Source organism: Pseudomonas sp. Bc-h (assembly GCF_002080045.1).
In the GTDB taxonomy this organism is placed as follows: Bacteria; Pseudomonadota; Gammaproteobacteria; order Pseudomonadales; family Pseudomonadaceae; genus Aquipseudomonas.
Genome location: NZ_MUIN01000008.1, coordinates 19259 through 34702 on the forward strand (window position 1 = coordinate 19259; position 15444 = coordinate 34702).

The window sequence follows — 15444 nt, forward strand, 5'->3', positions numbered from 1 at the left end:
GTCACGCCGCAGAAGCGATCTTGTTGATTTCGCGCTGCCCATTGGAGGAAACCTGCAAGGTGCAGGCTTCCTCTGTGGTGCGCAGCCATCCCAACTGCATGAACAGCTGCAATAACCCGGCCCCCAATGCGCCGCCCAGGTGCGGGCTGAGTTCGCTGCAGTCCGCACAGGCGCAGACCGTTTCCCGTTGTCGGTGAGCCAGCGCCGGGATGAAGATGCCTCGTTCGGCAAAGCGCGAGACTCCGATGTTGGTGACTTCAAGACGCTGATCGCACTGCTCGATCCAGCCTGCGCCCAACATCCGGTGATACAGCTCGGTCGCCAGCTCGCCTCCCAAATGGTCGGAACAGACACTCGCACGGCGTAAGGGCAAGGGCGGCAGTGGCTGCGCGACGCTACGACTGATCACCTCGGCACTGACCATCGACGCACTGGCCAACGCCTGAACCGCAGTGCCAACCTCGGGGGCGGCGAGCCTGAAAAATCGCTTCCTGCCACGGGTCTCCTGTCGCAACAAACCGCCCGAAGCCAGCCGTGCCAGATGCGCGCCGGCGGACGAGGTGGACAAACCTGCCAACAGCGCCAGTTCATCGGCCGCTCGCGAAGTCCCGTCCATCAGCGCCCACATCATTGCACTGCGTTTGGGATCGGCCAGCAGCGCGGCAATCTGACTGATGCAAGGTGCATGTTCCATGTCTTCACTCCCTGTTGAAACATTCGTCTATTACGATGACCGACTTGCCATTTACGTCGAGCAACCATGATCGTCGCCCCGAACGATCAATAGCCTTGATCTACATCACTGCATGGAAACTTCGCGCGGTAGAAGTCGTGAGGCAGTACAGATTTGCCTGGGCGACCACGACAGTTTCAAAGTCTTTGAGTTAATCCAGTCCATAGTGGCCGCATAGTATAAGCGCTGCACCTGCGCAGCGAATTAACTCCCCGAAGGCCAACACTGAGGCATGTCAGCCGTTTCGGTAAAACGTAGGGCAAAGGTTCCCCGCGCTCATTTCCGAAAAAACATACTCTCGCCTGATCGAAAAGCGCAGAACATCGGCCCTTCACAGGTTTGTGGGTGAAAAATCGCCGCGAGCAGCTGAGCAAATGCCTACAGCCAATAGTTAAAAAACTCTCAAGAAAAAAAGCGCTTGAGTCATCATCCCGCGTGAATTTCTTCCCTGTAGAAAGCGCCCTGATTTGTCCGACAGGCACACCCATGTAAGAAAAGTCTACTTTTTAAGTAGTAAACAACTTCAGCGAATTTCAATCTTTCCACCGACTTATCGATCCTCACAGCTACATCCGCCATCTGATGCAGCGCGCGCTCGACATACCCGCAAGGGCGCGGGCGACCTCTAAGTAGTCGCCTGCCCCCCCCCCGGGATCAGATACGAACGTCGTTATGCGGAATCAGCGCATCACGTTTTTGTTGCGCACGGCGCGTGACCACGGCAAGGCTGACCGCGAGCACCCCACACAAGGTGATGACCGTCGCCATGGGCACCGCCGTGCCGTCGTGCAGCACGCCAACCAGCGCTGCGGCTCCGGCTGCGACACTGAACTGCAGACACCCCAGAAGCGCCGAAGCACTGCCCGCGCGCTTGCCTTGGCCGGCCATGGCGCACGCGGAAGCATTGGGAATAATGCAGCCAAGACTCGCGATGTAGATGAACAGCGGAATAAGCAACGGCCAGAGTTTCTCGGTGTGCAGCGAGGCAATGCCGAGCAGCACCAGCGCCGCGCCCAGATACAGCCAGACCGTGCGCGACAATAACCACGCCGGGCCGAAGCGCCCGACCAGTCTGGCGTTGACCTGCGCGATGAGGATGAACCCCGCCGCATTGATGCCGAACAGCCAGCCGTAGTGCTCGGCGGGAACCCCGTACAACTTTATGAAAACGAACGGCGAGCCTGCGATGTAAGAGAACATCCCGGCCATGGCAATGCCGCCGGTCAAAGCGTGCCCCAGGAAAATCCGGTCCGCGAAAAGGCGCGCGTAAGCTTTCGGCGCGCCTGACAACGGGAGGCGCGGATGCCCGGCAGGCATGCTTTCGGGAAGCCCGATTGCGACGGCAGCGGCGGTCAGGGCGCTGAACAGCGTCAGCGTCATGAAGATCGTCTGCCAGCCATAGACATTCACCAGCAGACCGCCGAGCATCGGCGCCAGAATCGGCGCAAGCCCCATCACCAGCATCAGCTGGGAGAACACTTTCGCTGACTCCACCGGTGAGCATTTGTCACTGACGATGGCTCGCGACAGCACCATCCCGGCGCAACCGCCCAGGGCCTGGACAAAGCGCGCCGCAATCAGCCACTCAAGATTCGGCGCGAAGGCGCACGCCAGTGAAGCCAGGGTAAACAGCCCCACGCCGAACAACAACGGAGTGCGTCGACCAAAACGGTCAGCGATCGGGCCGTAGGCCAACTGACCAATGCTCAAACCCAGGAAGTAGGACGCCAGGGTCAACTGAACATGCTTTTCGTCCGTGCCGAACGCCAGGGCAATGGCCGGAAAACCGGGTAGATAAAAATCGATGGCCAATGGGCCGAAGGCGCTGAGCGCGCCAAGAATGAGGATGGTTCTAAGGTTCATTAATCTTCCAGGACAGGTCCGCGCAGCTCGACAGTTTAACAACCCTGAATCTACGCAGGCCCTCTGATAGAAAATTACTAGAAGACTTTTCAGAAATCCCAAACCGTCAGGCGGGAACAGGGAACTAACTCCCCTATACCGGGCATCGGTTAATGGATTTCTCACAGCGCTTTTACAAATAACTCACAGATCCGGTTCTAGACTTTTTTACAACTGTCGAGGATACGGACATGAACACGCGTTGGGTTGTGCTGTGGTGCTGCTTGGTTGTCGCCGGTTGTCAGTCTACCCATGACCAGTTACTGGCCGATGGTTATCCACCGGCGTTCGCTGACGGTTTTCAAGACGGCTGCGGGAGTGGACGGCAGTCAGTGGATGCCATGAAAGGTCAATACAAGAAAGATGTGCAGCGCTATTTGCGCGACACGATTTATGCGCAAGGCTGGAGTGACGGGTTTCGCCAGTGCCAGGCGCAACTGCAAAACAGCAACGTTCAGGATCAGGGCCGGAACAGCATCTGGAACGACCGTGATCGTGCCTGGGAACAACAGAAGACTCAGGACGCCGCCAAGGCGTACCGCTCGCACTGATATTCACAGGTCGCTGCGAGACATCCGGCGAAACTTCCGGAGTGCCAACATGGCCCAACGTTCATGACCCTTGAACAAGGAGCACATCATGAGTCGGGCCTTCGTCAATGAAGACCACGCCGCCGCGCAGGCCAGTCAGCCGGTCGAGCGGCAGATCAGTGGCAACCCCAACTACGTGACAGCCAGCGGACTTGCGCAGTTGCAGGCCCAGGTCGCGTCTCTGCAAGCGCAGCACAGCGACCAGACGGCTCGCGGTGAGAACGCCGACAAACAGCGTCTGGCCGACATCGAGCGCGATCTGCGCTACTTCAATCAACGTCTGCAAAGTGCTCAAGCGGTGCCCGCTGCGGTTTCCACCGAGAAGGTGCAGATCGGCAGTTGGGTGACCTTCGCCGACGAGCAGGATCATCGACAGCGCGTGCAATTGGTGGGGGAAGATCAGGCCGATGCGGCGAGTCAGCTGATCAACTGGGCCTCGCCATTGGGCAAAGCCTTGCTGGGCGCCGAGGTCGGCGATGAAGTCAGCTGGCGGCGTCCGGCGGGGGATCAGATGATCGAGGTTCTGCAGATCGAAGGGGATGTTTAAAGCATCGCTGTCTACGCGAAGATACGTGATTGATCGCAGTCTTACTGCAGACATGCAACCTGTGGGGAGGGAGGTTGCTCGCAAAGACATGGGTACATCCGATACCTCTGCATTGGTCGCGCCTGCATCTTCGCGAGCAAGCTCCCTCCTACAGAGATCGTGATCCTGCCGAGGAGGCCGGGGCTATCTGAACACCGGGGGCCATCTCAAAAACAAAAAACGGAGCCCGAGGGCTCCGTTTTCATGACACCAACCTGAAATCAGGCCAGTTTCTTGTGACGCACGCGGTGCGGTTGGGCAGCGGCATCGCCCAGGCGCTTCTTGCGATCGGCTTCGTACTCGGTGTAGTTGCCTTCGAAGAACACCGCTTGCGAATCGTCTTCGTACGCCAGGATGTGGGTCGCCACGCGGTCCAGGAACCAGCGATCGTGGGAGATCACAATGGCGGCGCCCGGGAAGTCCAACAGGGCTTCTTCCAGGGAACGCAGGGTTTCAACGTCGAGGTCGTTGGACGGTTCGTCGAGCAGCAGGACGTTGCCGCCCTCTTTCAGGGTCAACGCCAGGTGCAGACGACCGCGCTCACCACCGGACAGGTCCTTGACGAACTTCTGCTGATCGCCGCCCTTGAAGTTGAAGCGGCCGACATAGGTGCGCGACGGAATTTCGTAGTTGCCGATCTTGATCTGATCGGAACCGTCGGAAATCTGTGCGAAAACGGTCTTGCTGCCGTCAAGGTCATCACGGCTCTGATCGACGCACGCCAGTTGCACGGTTTCACCGATTTCGATGGAGCCCGAATCCGGTTGTTCCTTGCCCATCAGCATGCGGAAGAGTGTCGACTTACCGGCGCCGTTACCGCCGATCACGCCAACGATGGCGCCTTTGGGCATGGCGAACGATAGGTTGTCGATCAATACGCGATCGCCGTAGCCTTTGCTCACATTCTTGAATTCGATGACCTTGTCGCCCAGACGCGGACCGGCCGGGATGTAGATCTCGTTGGTCTCGCTGCGCTTCTGGAATTCCTGCGACTGCATTTCTTCGAAGCGTTGCAAGCGGGCCTTGGATTTGGACTGACGAGCCTTGGCGCCTTTGCGCACCCACTCCAGTTCTTCCTTCATGGCCTTTTCATGGGCCGACTGCTGCTTGGATTCCTGAGCCAGACGATCGGACTTGGCTTCCAGCCAGCCAGAGTAGTTGCCCTCGTACGGGATACCGGCGCCGCGGTCGAGTTCCAGAATCCAGCCAGCGACGTTGTCCAGGAAGTAGCGGTCGTGCGTGATTGCAACCACGGTACCCGGGAAGTCGTGCAGGAAGTGCTCCAGCCAGGCGACGGAATCGGCGTCCAGGTGGTTGGTAGGCTCGTCGAGCAGCAGCATGTCGGGTGCGGACAGCAGCAGGCGGCACAGGGCCACACGACGCTTCTCACCACCGGACAGGTGTTCGACCTTGGCGTCCCAGGCCGGCAGACGCAGCGCGTCGGCAGCGACTTCCAGTTGACGCTCCAGATTGTGGCCGTCGCTGGCTTGCAGGATCGCTTCCAGCTTCGCCTGTTCAGCGGCCAGCTTGTCGAAGTCGGCATCGGGCTCTGCGTAAGCAGCGTAAACCTCGTCCAGGCGCGCCTGAGCGTCCTTGATCACGCTGACCGCTTCTTCGACCACTTCACGAACGGTCTTGGTCGGGTCCAGCTGAGGTTCCTGCGGCAAGTAGCCGATGTTCAGTTCGGGCATCGGGCGCGCTTCACCATCGAACTCGGTGTCGACACCGGCCATGATTTTAAGCAGCGTGGATTTACCCGAACCGTTGAGACCGAGCACACCGATCTTGGCGCCCGGGAAGAACGACAGGGAGATGTTTTTCAGGATTTCCCGCTTCGGCGGAACAACTTTGCTCAGCCGATGCATGGTGAAGACGTATTGAGCCATGGAATGAAAACCTGGTTATGACGGTGAATAAAGGCGCGAGCTTTGCGTACAAACCCGGTGCTCCGTCGCAAAAACAGCATTTATTTATCTTCGCAACTTGCCGTCTCGCACTTGCGGGCCTTGAATTGATCGAGGCGTGATCACAATAGCGACGACAAAACTTCCGAGTACCGGTAATAAAGCTGGAGCAATGTTTGCAAGCGTTGCGCAAGGCTTGCAGAAATCGGGCACGTCGCGCGTGGCGCAAAGCTACCCGAATGCAGTCGACAGGGCAAACCGTGCAGCCCAATGGGGCTGGCACTTAGCCACAAGTCAGGGCATGCTAGCCGCCCTTTGGGCGTCGAGCTTATAGTGCATTTCGCACACGCTGATTCAGTCCAGCAGTCAGGATCACAGTTTGTCCACACCTACTCCCATTCCCTCCGTGCGCTCTACTAAAAGCGCCACGGCCGCGCCTTTTCGAGGCTCGCTCAAAGGCGCGCTGGCAGTGCTGGTGCTGCTCATGCTCGTGCTTTTGTTGTGGCAATTGGTCGAGCAGTTTCAGCAGACACAGGACCGTCAGCATCAACGCAGCGTCGATTACAGCATCCAGCTGGCAGACCGACTCAGCCTGAACATGGCCTTGAACGCCCAGGTCGCGCTGAACATGCTGGACGATGCCAAGGGCAAGCCGCAGAGCACCGGGCAACACGCCGCGACGGTGGATCGCCTGCGCCAGTCGATGCCCGATCTGCGAAGCGTTGCCTGGCTGGACAGTGATGCCAATGTCATCGCCGACACCGTCGAGGGCACCCCGGACGCCGACTTTTTGACTCGCCAGCGCGATAGGGTCAAGGGCCGTACCTACTATTACGCCGATGCCGACGATGGCTCGCTGTTTTACCTGTTCGTGCGCCAGCCAGGAAACGAGACTGAGCGCTACTGGGCCCTGCGCATGAACCCTGAGGCGTTGAAATCCCTGACCCGCCAGAGCGATCAGGATTTTCAGGCCCCCTGGCAGCTGGAAGACCGTGCGACACAGCGGCTGATCTATCGGGGCGACGCCGCCAACACGGCTTCGACCGACAAGAGTCTGCAGACCGTGTTGCTCGAACCCTTGACCAACAGTGACTGGCAACTGCGTGGGCTGTTCGATCCCGAGAAAACCCGTCAGGCCCTGATCGCGCCGCTGGTCGTCAAATGCCTGATCGCCCTGCTCTGCTCCATCGTGCCGTTGCTGGCGTTGCGCAGCTTGCGCCGTCGCCAGCGACAACTGCATGAAAGCCGACGCCGCTACAAGGATATCTTCGAAGGCACCGGGGTCGCGTTGTGCGTGCTCGATCTGTCCGGGCTGCCCGAGTACCTGAAACACCTGCAATTGCACAGCAGCGAAGAACTGGAAAAGCGCCTGATCGAGCATCCGGATCACCTCAAGGGTTTGCTGCACCAACTGCGTATCACCGAGGTCAATCAGGTTGCGGCGAGCCTGCTGCGCACCGAGTCTGCCGAGGGTGTCTGGCAGCAGTTGATCGAGGGCTGCCCGCGCGCGCGCCAAGGCATTGGCGTGCAACTGATCAAGGCGGTACTCGACGGCCAGAGTCAGCTGGAACTGGAAATCCTGCTGCCCGACGCCGAGGGTCACGATCAGCATCTGTGGCTGGTGGTGCGCCTGCCCGCGCAGCCCGAAGAATTCAACGCCGTCATCCTCAACATCAACGACATCACCAACCGCAAGCAGACCGAACTGGCGCTGCTGGAGCGGGAAAGCTTCTGGTCGGACGTGGTACGCACGGTCCCAGACCATCTGTACGTCCAGGACGTCGACAGCCGACGCATGATCTACAGCAACCATCATCTGGGCCAGACACTCGGCTACAGCAAGGAAGACTTGCAGCAGATGGGCGAGTACTTCTGGGAGATTCTGCTGCACCCGGACGATACCGACCGCTACGAGGAACTGCGCCTGACCCGCGCTCAGGAAGGCCGCAGCGAGTTGACCGAATGCCAGTTGCGCTTCCGTGATCGACTCGGGCAATGGCGTCGTTTCGATATTCGCGAGCAAGCCCTGGCCCCGGACCAGAATGGCCGCGTCACACGCATCATCGGTGTGGCCAAGGACATTACCGAGCAGGTCGAGGCCAGCCAGTCTCTGCGTGACAGCGAACAGCGCTACCGCATGCTGGCCGAAAGCATCAGCGATGTGATCTTTTCCACCGACCAGAAGCTGGCACCCAACTACGTCAGTCCTTCGGTAAATGCGGTACTGGGTTACAGCGCCGAGTGGATTCTGCAGAACGGCTGGAACTCGATCATCGCCAACCCGCAGCAGTTGTCGACTTTGGATGCCTTGCTGCATCGTGTCAGCAAGGCCCGGGGCAAGCCCGACGCCCTCGAAGCGTTGCGCAATGAAGTGACGACGCAGCTGTTCCTGTTCGACTGCCTGCGCGCCGATGGCCGCAAGATCCCGGTGGAACTGCGTCTGGTATTGGTGTGGGACGATTCCGGTAAGTTCGAGGGCATCCTCGGCGTGGGCCGGGATATCAGTCAGCAGCGCCGCGCGGAAAAAGACCTGCGCATGGCGGCGACGGTATTCGAGCACTCGACCTCGGCGATTCTGATCACAGACCCTGCCGGGTATATCGTTCAGGCCAACGATGCGTTCAGTCGGGTCAGCGGTTATGAAGTGCCTCAGGTGCTCGACCAGTTGCCGATGATGTTGACGGTCGAGGACCAGCAAGAAGCGCACATGGGGTACATCCTCAAGCAGCTGCATCAGCGCGGCAGTTGGGAGGGCGAGCTGTGGCTCAAGCGGCGCGATGGCGAACATTATCCGGCGTGGGTCGGCATCACGGCGGTGTTCGACGACGAAGGCGATCTGGCCAGTTACGTGTGTTTCTTCAGCGACATCAGCGAGCGTAAAGCCAGCGAGCAGCGGATTCACCGCCTCGCCTATTACGACGCCCTGACCCACCTGCCCAACCGCACGCTGTTCCAGGACCGTTTGCATACCGCGCTGCAACATGCCGAACGCCAGCACGCCTGGGTGGTGCTGATGTTCCTCGACCTGGACCGCTTCAAGCCGATCAACGACTCTCTGGGCCACGCCGCGGGCGACCGCATGCTCAAGGACATGGCGGCACGCCTGCTGGAGTGTGTGGCCGACGACGATACCGTGGCGCGCATGGGCGGCGACGAATTTACCTTGCTGTTGCAGCCCGGCGCCACGCAACAGGCCGCACTGACACGAGCAATTCACGTGGCCGAGCAGATTCTCGCCAGCCTGGTTAAACCGTTTGTGCTGGAAGGCCGTGAGTTCTTCGTCACCGCCAGCATCGGGATCGCGCTGAGCCCCCAGGACGGCAATGAGCTGAGCCAACTGATGAAGAACGCCGACACGGCGATGTATCACGCCAAGGAGCGTGGCAAGAACAACTTCCAGTTCTATCAGGCCGACATGAACGCCAGTGCCCTTGAGCGACTGGAACTGGAGAGCGACCTGCGCCATGCCCTGGAGCAGGAAGAGTTCACGCTGTACTACCAGCCGCAGTTCAGCGGCGACGGCAAGCGTCTGACCGGCACCGAAGCACTGCTGCGCTGGCGTCATCCACGTCGCGGCCTGGTGCCACCGGGGGATTTCATTCCGGTGCTCGAGGAGTTGGGTCTGGTGGTGGAAGTCGGCGAATGGGTGCTCAAGGAAGCCTGTCGTCAGCTGCGAGAATGGCACAAGGCCAAGGTGCGCGTGCCGAAAGTCTCGGTCAACATTTCCGCGCGGCAGTTCTCCGACGGCCAACTGGGGATGCGCATCGCCAATATCCTTCAGGAGACCGGACTACCTCCGGCCTGTCTGGAGCTGGAACTGACCGAAAGTATCCTGATGCGCGAAGTCAGCGAGGCGATGCAGATCCTCGATGGCCTCAAGCGGCTGGGCCTGAGTATCGCAGTGGATGACTTCGGCACCGGATACTCGTCGCTGAACTACCTCAAGCAGTTCCCCATCGACGTGCTGAAGATCGACCGCACCTTCGTTGACGGCCTGCCTTCCGGGGAGCAGGACGCGCAGATCGCCCGAGCCATCATCGCGATGGCCCACAGCCTGAACCTGGCGGTGATCGCCGAGGGCGTAGAAACCCTTGAGCAGCTGGAGTTCCTGCGTGAACACGGTTGCGATGAAGTGCAGGGTTACCTGTTCGGGCGCCCGATGCCGGCACAGCGATTCGAGGCGCAGTTCAGCAACGATGCGTTGTTCATGCTGGATTGATCTGACGCGATATCCACCGTAGCAGTCCGGCTTGCCGGCGGCAGCGATCCTGAGGACGTCACCGCCGGCAAGCCGGACGCTGCAGGGTCAGGTGTCAGCTCTTGAGCCACATGAAAACCGCTTGTCCACGACATGACCGGCTTTCATATGCCAGATAAAACGCGATGGGGTAGAATGCCCCCCTTTTCTATCGCCTGATCCCCGAGGACCGCCATGTTCAGCCGTAATTTGACTATCGCCAAGTACGACTCCGACCTGTATGCCGCTATGGAGCAAGAAGCCAAGCGCCAGGAAGAGCACATCGAGCTGATCGCCTCGGAAAACTACACCAGCCCCGCTGTCATGGAAGCCCAAGGCTCGGTACTGACCAACAAATACGCTGAAGGCTACCCAGGCAAGCGTTACTACGGCGGCTGCGAATACGTCGACATCGTCGAGCAACTGGCCATCGACCGCGCCAAAGAGCTGTTCGGTGCCGACTACGCCAACGTCCAGCCGCATGCTGGCTCGCAAGCCAACAGCGCCGTTTACCTGGCTTTGCTGAATGCTGGCGATACCATTCTGGGCATGAGCCTGGCCCACGGCGGTCACCTGACCCACGGCGCCAGCGTTTCCTCCTCCGGCAAGCTGTACAACGCCGTTCAATACGGCATCGACGGCAACGGCCTGATCGACTACGACGAAGTCGAGCGTCTGGCAGTCGAGCACAAGCCAAAAATGATCGTGGCCGGTTTCTCTGCCTACTCGCAGATCCTGGACTTCCCTCGCTTCCGCGCCATCGCTGACAAGGTCGGTGCCTACCTGTTCGTCGACATGGCTCACGTGGCCGGTCTGGTTGCTGCGGGTGTCTACCCGAACCCGGTTCCGTTCGCTGACGTCGTGACCACCACCACGCACAAGACCCTGCGCGGTCCACGTGGCGGCCTGATCCTGGCCAAAGCCAACGCCGAGATCGAGAAGAAACTGAACTCCGCCGTATTCCCGGGCGGCCAGGGCGGTCCTCTGGAGCACGTCATCGCGGCCAAGGCGATCTGCTTCAAGGAAGCACTGCAGCCTGAGTTCAAGACTTACCAGCAGCAAGTGGTGAAAAACGCCAAGGCCATGGCCGGCGTGTTCATCGAGCGCGGTTTCGACGTGGTTTCCGGCGGTACCGAGAATCACCTGTTCCTGCTCTCGCTGATCAAGCAGGACATTTCCGGTAAAGACGCCGACGCCGCTCTGGGCAAGGCGTTCATCACCGTGAACAAGAACTCCGTGCCAAACGACCCACGCTCCCCGTTCGTCACCTCCGGCCTGCGCTTCGGTACTCCGGCCGTGACCACTCGCGGCTTCAAGGAAGCAGAGTGCAAGGAACTGGCTGGCTGGATCTGCGACATCCTGGCTGACCTGAACAACGAAGCGGTGATCGACGCCGTTCGTGAGAAAGTCAAAGCCATCTGCGCCAAACTGCCGGTTTACGGCGCTTGATAGCAGTCGCTTGAAATGAAAAGCCCGGCTCTTGTGCCGGGCTTTTTTGTGTCTGGGCGGATTACTCCGCCGCCACTCTGGCAAAACCTTCCCGGATCTTCTCCTCGGGCAAGTCATCGGCGATGAACACGATCACGCTCTCGCGTTTCTCATCCGCGCCCCACTCGACATCGAAATCGAAGCCGTAGAGCTTCAACACGCCCTGGAACACCAGCTTGCGCTCTTCACCGGCGATGTTCAGCACGCCCTTGTAGCGCAGCAGCTGTTTGCCGTGGTCTTCGAGCAACTCGTTCATGAACTCGCTGAGCTTGTCGATATCCAGCGCCTTGTCGCTGCGCAGGACCAGGCTGCTGATGCGGTCGATGGAACGTCCCGCAGGTGCCGCCGGCCGAAGGACCATGCCGCCGATGTCGGCATTCAGGTTGAAGCCACGCACATCCAGCAACTCAGCCAGGTCGATCTTGCCGTGTTCGACCACTCGAATCGGCGCACGGCGGTTGATACGTGCAAGCCGCCCGCTCAGGGCCTTGAAAGTGGCCTCGTCTACAAGATCGGTCTTGCTCACCAGCAGGCGGTCGGCGAAACCGATCTGGGCCTGGGCGATGGTCTGTTCGAGATGGGTGTCGGCGTGCGCGGCGTCGACCAGGGTGATGATGCCGTCGAGGATGTAGCGCTCGCGCAGTTCCTCATCGATGAAAAAGGTCTGTGCCACGGGAGCCGGATCGGCCAGGCCGGTGCACTCGATCACCAGACGGTCGAAGGCGATCTCGCCACTGTCCAGACGCTCCAGCAGCAGGAACAGCGCCTTGGTCAGGTCAGTGTGGATGGTGCAGCAAACGCAGCCGTTGGACAGCGTCATCACTTGCACGGGCTCATCGCCCAGCAATTGCGTGTCGACCCCGGCATCACTGAATTCGTTTTCGATCACGGCGATTTTCAGGCCGTGCTCTTCCTTGAGCAGGTGACGCAGCAACGTGGTCTTGCCCGCGCCGAGGAAACCACTCAGGACGGTGACGGGAATAGGTTGCGAAGCGGTCATGCGTTCTCCTGCATCTTCTGATGTCTACGCCGCGTCATCCTGTGAAAGCGAACTCATTCGCGAGAGGGCGGCCCAGACAATGAAAGTCTTCAAATGAAAACGCGCCACGACAGGCGTGGCGCGCTCTTCAAACACGCGTAATCGGACTCAAGCCATCAACAGCACTTGGGCCCACCCTTGCCACCGTAACGCGCATCCTGGCGCTCGCGAAAGAACGCCTCGTACGACATGACCGGTTTGTCCGGGTGTTTGTTCTGCATATGTTCGACGTAGTTATCGTAGTCCGGCATGCCCACCATGAGGCGTGCAGCCTGGCCCAGATACTTACCCAAACGACTCAGGTCATTGAACATATGCAGCTCCTCGCCTCACAGCGCACTCAGTTGGTTTTCGGGAAGGCCTGGAATGGCGCTTCCTTGTCGGTACGCTCTTTCTTGGTCCAGGCGGCCCGTCCTACCTTGATTGCATAGAACAGGATGCTCAGCACCACAAACAGGAACAGCGTGGTCAGCGCCGCGTTGGTGTATGCGTTGAAGATCACGTGTTGCATCTGGTCCATGGATTTGGCCGGCGCCAGCACCTGACCGGCATCTGCCGCCGTACTGTACTTCTTCGCCAGCGCCAGGAAGCCTACCGCAGGGCTCGGGTCGAACAGTTTGATGAAGCCTGCAGTCACGGTGCAGATCAAAAGCCATGAGGCCGGCAGGATTGTGACCCACACATACTGCTGACGCTTCATTTTGATCAGTACGACAGTGGCCAACATCAGGGCAATACCGGCCAGCATCTGGTTGGAGATACCGAACAGCGGCCACAAGGTGTTGATGCCGCCCAGCGGATCGATCACGCCCTGATACAGCAGATAACCCCACAGCGCCACGCAACCACCGGTGCCAATGGCGTTGGCGGTCCAGGATTCAGTGCGTTTCAGCGATGGCACGAAGCTGCCGAGCAAGTCTTGCAGCATGAAGCGACCGGCACGGGTACCGGCGTCAACTGCAGTCAGGATGAAGAGCGCTTCGAACAGGATCGCGAAGTGGTACCAGAACGCCATGGTGTTCTGGCCCGGGAACGCCTGATGCAGGATCTGGGCGATACCCACCGCCAACGTTGGTGCACCACCGGCACGGGCCAGTACGGTGTTTTCGCCGATGTCTTTCGCGGTTGCGATCAGTTGATCCGGGGTAATGATGAAGCCCCAGCTGCTGACCATTTGCGCGACCGCATTGACGTCAGAGCCAACGATGGCCGCAGGGCTGTTCATGGCGAAGTAAACGCCTGGCTCGATGACCGAAGCCGCGACCATGGCCATGATTGCCACGAACGATTCCATCAGCATGCCGCCGTAACCGATGTAACGCGCGTTGACTTCGTTATCCAGCAGTTTCGGCGTGGTGCCCGACGAGATCAGCGCATGGAAGCCGGAAACAGCGCCACAGGCGATGGTGATGAACAGGAACGGGAACAGGGTGCCTTTCCAGACCGGGCCGGTGCCGTCGGTGAACTGGGTCAGGGCTGGCATTTTCAGCTCAGGCGCCAGAATCAGGATGCCGATTGCCAACGCGACGATGGTGCCGATTTTCAAGAAGGTCGACAGGTAATCCCGAGGCGCCAGCACCAGCCACACCGGCAGCATGGCGGCGACAAAACCATAACCCACCAGCATCCAGGTGATCTGTATGCCAGTGAACGTGAACATCGGCGCCCACTCAGGGCTGGCAGCGACCTGACCGCCGATCCAGATCGACAGCAGCAACAGCACCACGCCCACCACCGAGATCTCGCCAATGCGGCCCGGGCGGATGTAGCGCATGTAGATGCCCATGAACATCGCGATCGGGATGGTCGCCATGACCGTGAACATGCCCCAAGGGCTTTCGGCCAGGGCCTTAACCACAATCAGCGCCAACACCGCGAGGATGATGATCATGATCAGGAAGCAGCCGAACAAGGCGATAGTGCCGGGAACACGGCCCATTTCTTCGCGAACCATATCGCCCAGCGAGCGGCCGTTACGGCGGGTGGAAAGGAACAGGATCATGAAGTCCTGCACCGCACCGGCCAGTACTACGCCGGCGATCAGCCAGAGCGTGCCGGGCAGATAACCCATTTGCGCGGCGAGCACCGGGCCGACCAGCGGGCCAGCGCCAGCGATGGCAGCAAAGTGGTGACCGAAAAGGATGTGTTTGTTGGTCGGAACGTAGTCCAGACCATCGTTGTTGAGCACCGCAGGCGTCGCCCGGGTGGGGTCCAGTTGCATGACGCGCGACGCGATGAACAAGCTGTAGTAACGGTAAGCGACCAGATAAATGGCAACCGCAGCGACCACGATCCAGAGTGCGTTGATTGCCTCTCCCCGACGCAATGCAACCACTCCCAGGGCCCAGGCCCCAAGAATCGCAACCATCAGCCAGGGCACATGGCGCAGCAGACTATTATTGTTTTTCATTTTTTTATTTCCAGCTGAGTGGACTTGTGTGAGCAGCCTCCAGAGTTTAGCGCTGCTGAAGCGAAAGGCCACCCCCCACAATGGTCTAGCGCGGGATTTCACCTATAGTCAAAGCAGCCAAGGAGAAGTCGACACATGACAGATTCCCACGAAGACCGCAGACGCTTTAAACGCATTTCGTTCGACGCCAAGACCGAGTTGACTCAGGGCGACAAGAGTTGGGCGGTTCACCTCATCGACCTGTCGCTAAAAGGTCTGCTGATTGAGCGCCCATCACCGTGGCTCGGTAATCCCGCCGAGCCGTTCATCGTCGATATTCATCTGAACGTCGATATCGATGTGCAGATGGAAGTACGCCTGACCCACGACGATCACAACCATCTGGGGTTCGTCTGTGAACACATCGGGCTGGACTCAGTGACCCACTTGCGGCGATTGATCGAACTCAATCTGGCGGATCACGACGAGCTGGAGCGGGAGTTGGCGGCGTTGATTGAGGTTTGAGATGACCTGATTCAAATTCTCGGCAGAACCCAATCCCTGTAGGAGCTGCCG

The 15444-nt window shown here is 59.5% G+C and carries 11 protein-coding genes; 5 read left to right on the forward strand and 6 right to left on the reverse strand.

The genetic code is table 11. The features are described 5' to 3' along the window. Position 1: 1 nt before the first annotated feature. Together BWR59_RS15300 and BWR59_RS15305 are read right to left on the reverse strand one after the other, a co-directional pair. Positions 2 to 694 carry a winged helix-turn-helix domain-containing protein gene (locus BWR59_RS15300; protein ID WP_081566490.1) on the reverse strand — a complete coding sequence of 231 codons (693 nt, stop codon included), beginning with the start codon at positions 692 to 694 and terminating at the stop codon, positions 2 to 4. Between the two features lie 693 nt (positions 695 to 1387). Further along, positions 1388 to 2596 (reverse strand): multidrug effflux MFS transporter, encoded by a 1209-nt coding sequence (locus BWR59_RS15305; RefSeq protein WP_081566491.1) that lies wholly within the window; start codon positions 2594 to 2596, stop codon positions 1388 to 1390. Positions 2597 to 2826: 230 nt separating this feature from the next. Between BWR59_RS15305 and BWR59_RS15310 the strand changes: the two genes are divergently transcribed. Beyond that, positions 2827 to 3186, forward strand: coding sequence for a hypothetical protein (locus tag BWR59_RS15310; RefSeq protein WP_081566492.1), 360 nt, complete (start codon positions 2827 to 2829; stop codon positions 3184 to 3186). Positions 3187 to 3274: 88 nt separating this feature from the next. Further along, the gene (locus BWR59_RS15315; RefSeq protein ID WP_081566493.1) at positions 3275 to 3772 is read left to right on the forward strand and encodes a GreA/GreB family elongation factor; all 498 of its coding nucleotides are present in this window, start codon (positions 3275 to 3277) and stop codon (positions 3770 to 3772) included. Positions 3773 to 4032: 260 nt separating this feature from the next. Here BWR59_RS15315 and ettA read toward each other — a convergent pair whose 3' ends face one another. Continuing rightward, positions 4033 to 5697, reverse strand: coding sequence for an energy-dependent translational throttle protein EttA (gene ettA / locus BWR59_RS15320; protein ID WP_081566494.1), 1665 nt, complete (start codon positions 5695 to 5697; stop codon positions 4033 to 4035). A gap of 502 nt (positions 5698 to 6199) precedes the next feature. Between ettA and BWR59_RS15325 the strand changes: the two genes are divergently transcribed. Both BWR59_RS15325 and glyA read left to right on the forward strand, forming a co-directional pair. Further along, complete coding sequence (locus BWR59_RS15325; protein ID WP_081566691.1) at positions 6200 to 9934, forward strand: EAL domain-containing protein; 3735 nt, start codon at positions 6200 to 6202, stop codon at positions 9932 to 9934. 213 nt (positions 9935 to 10147) lie between these two features. Further along, positions 10148 to 11401, forward strand: coding sequence for a serine hydroxymethyltransferase (glyA, locus tag BWR59_RS15330; RefSeq protein ID WP_081566495.1), 1254 nt, complete (start codon positions 10148 to 10150; stop codon positions 11399 to 11401). A 61-nt stretch (positions 11402 to 11462) separates the two neighbouring features. On the opposite strand, the gene yjiA is transcribed toward glyA, so the two are convergent. From yjiA to BWR59_RS15345, 3 genes are all read right to left on the reverse strand, one after another. Beyond that, a complete protein-coding gene (gene yjiA / locus BWR59_RS15335) occupies positions 11463 to 12440 on the reverse strand; it encodes a GTPase (protein WP_081566496.1) in 978 nt (325 codons plus the stop codon). A 155-nt stretch (positions 12441 to 12595) separates the two neighbouring features. After that, complete coding sequence (locus BWR59_RS15340; RefSeq protein WP_081566497.1) at positions 12596 to 12793, reverse strand: YbdD/YjiX family protein; 198 nt, start codon at positions 12791 to 12793, stop codon at positions 12596 to 12598. A gap of 26 nt (positions 12794 to 12819) precedes the next feature. After that, positions 12820 to 14889, reverse strand: a complete 2070-nt coding sequence (locus BWR59_RS15345) for a carbon starvation CstA family protein (protein ID WP_081566498.1) — start codon at positions 14887 to 14889, stop codon at positions 12820 to 12822. Positions 14890 to 15024: 135 nt separating this feature from the next. Between BWR59_RS15345 and BWR59_RS15350 the strand changes: the two genes are divergently transcribed. Beyond that, positions 15025 to 15393 (forward strand): PilZ domain-containing protein, encoded by a 369-nt coding sequence (locus BWR59_RS15350; RefSeq protein WP_081566499.1) that lies wholly within the window; start codon positions 15025 to 15027, stop codon positions 15391 to 15393. Positions 15394 to 15444 lie beyond the last annotated feature (51 nt).

Excerpts from the sequence above, each read along its gene's own strand:
- BWR59_RS15350 (WP_081566499.1), top strand. The coding sequence starts at position 15,025 with ATGACAGATTCCCACGAAGACCGCAGACGCTTTAAACGCATTTCGTTC.
- yjiA (WP_081566496.1), bottom strand. The coding sequence starts at position 12,440 with ATGACCGCTTCGCAACCTATTCCCGTCACCGTCCTGAGTGGTTTCCTC.
- ettA (WP_081566494.1), bottom strand. The coding sequence starts at position 5,697 with ATGGCTCAATACGTCTTCACCATGCATCGGCTGAGCAAAGTTGTTCCG.
- BWR59_RS15340 (WP_081566497.1), bottom strand. The coding sequence starts at position 12,793 with ATGTTCAATGACCTGAGTCGTTTGGGTAAGTATCTGGGCCAGGCTGCA.
- BWR59_RS15300 (WP_081566490.1), bottom strand. The coding sequence starts at position 694 with ATGGAACATGCACCTTGCATCAGTCAGATTGCCGCGCTGCTGGCCGAT.
- BWR59_RS15325 (WP_081566691.1), top strand. The coding sequence starts at position 6,200 with ATGCTCGTGCTTTTGTTGTGGCAATTGGTCGAGCAGTTTCAGCAGACA.
- BWR59_RS15315 (WP_081566493.1), top strand. The coding sequence starts at position 3,275 with ATGAGTCGGGCCTTCGTCAATGAAGACCACGCCGCCGCGCAGGCCAGT.
- BWR59_RS15305 (WP_081566491.1), bottom strand. The coding sequence starts at position 2,596 with ATGAACCTTAGAACCATCCTCATTCTTGGCGCGCTCAGCGCCTTCGGC.
- BWR59_RS15345 (WP_081566498.1), bottom strand. The coding sequence starts at position 14,889 with ATGAAAAACAATAATAGTCTGCTGCGCCATGTGCCCTGGCTGATGGTT.
- BWR59_RS15310 (WP_081566492.1), top strand. The coding sequence starts at position 2,827 with ATGAACACGCGTTGGGTTGTGCTGTGGTGCTGCTTGGTTGTCGCCGGT.
- glyA (WP_081566495.1), top strand. The coding sequence starts at position 10,148 with ATGTTCAGCCGTAATTTGACTATCGCCAAGTACGACTCCGACCTGTAT.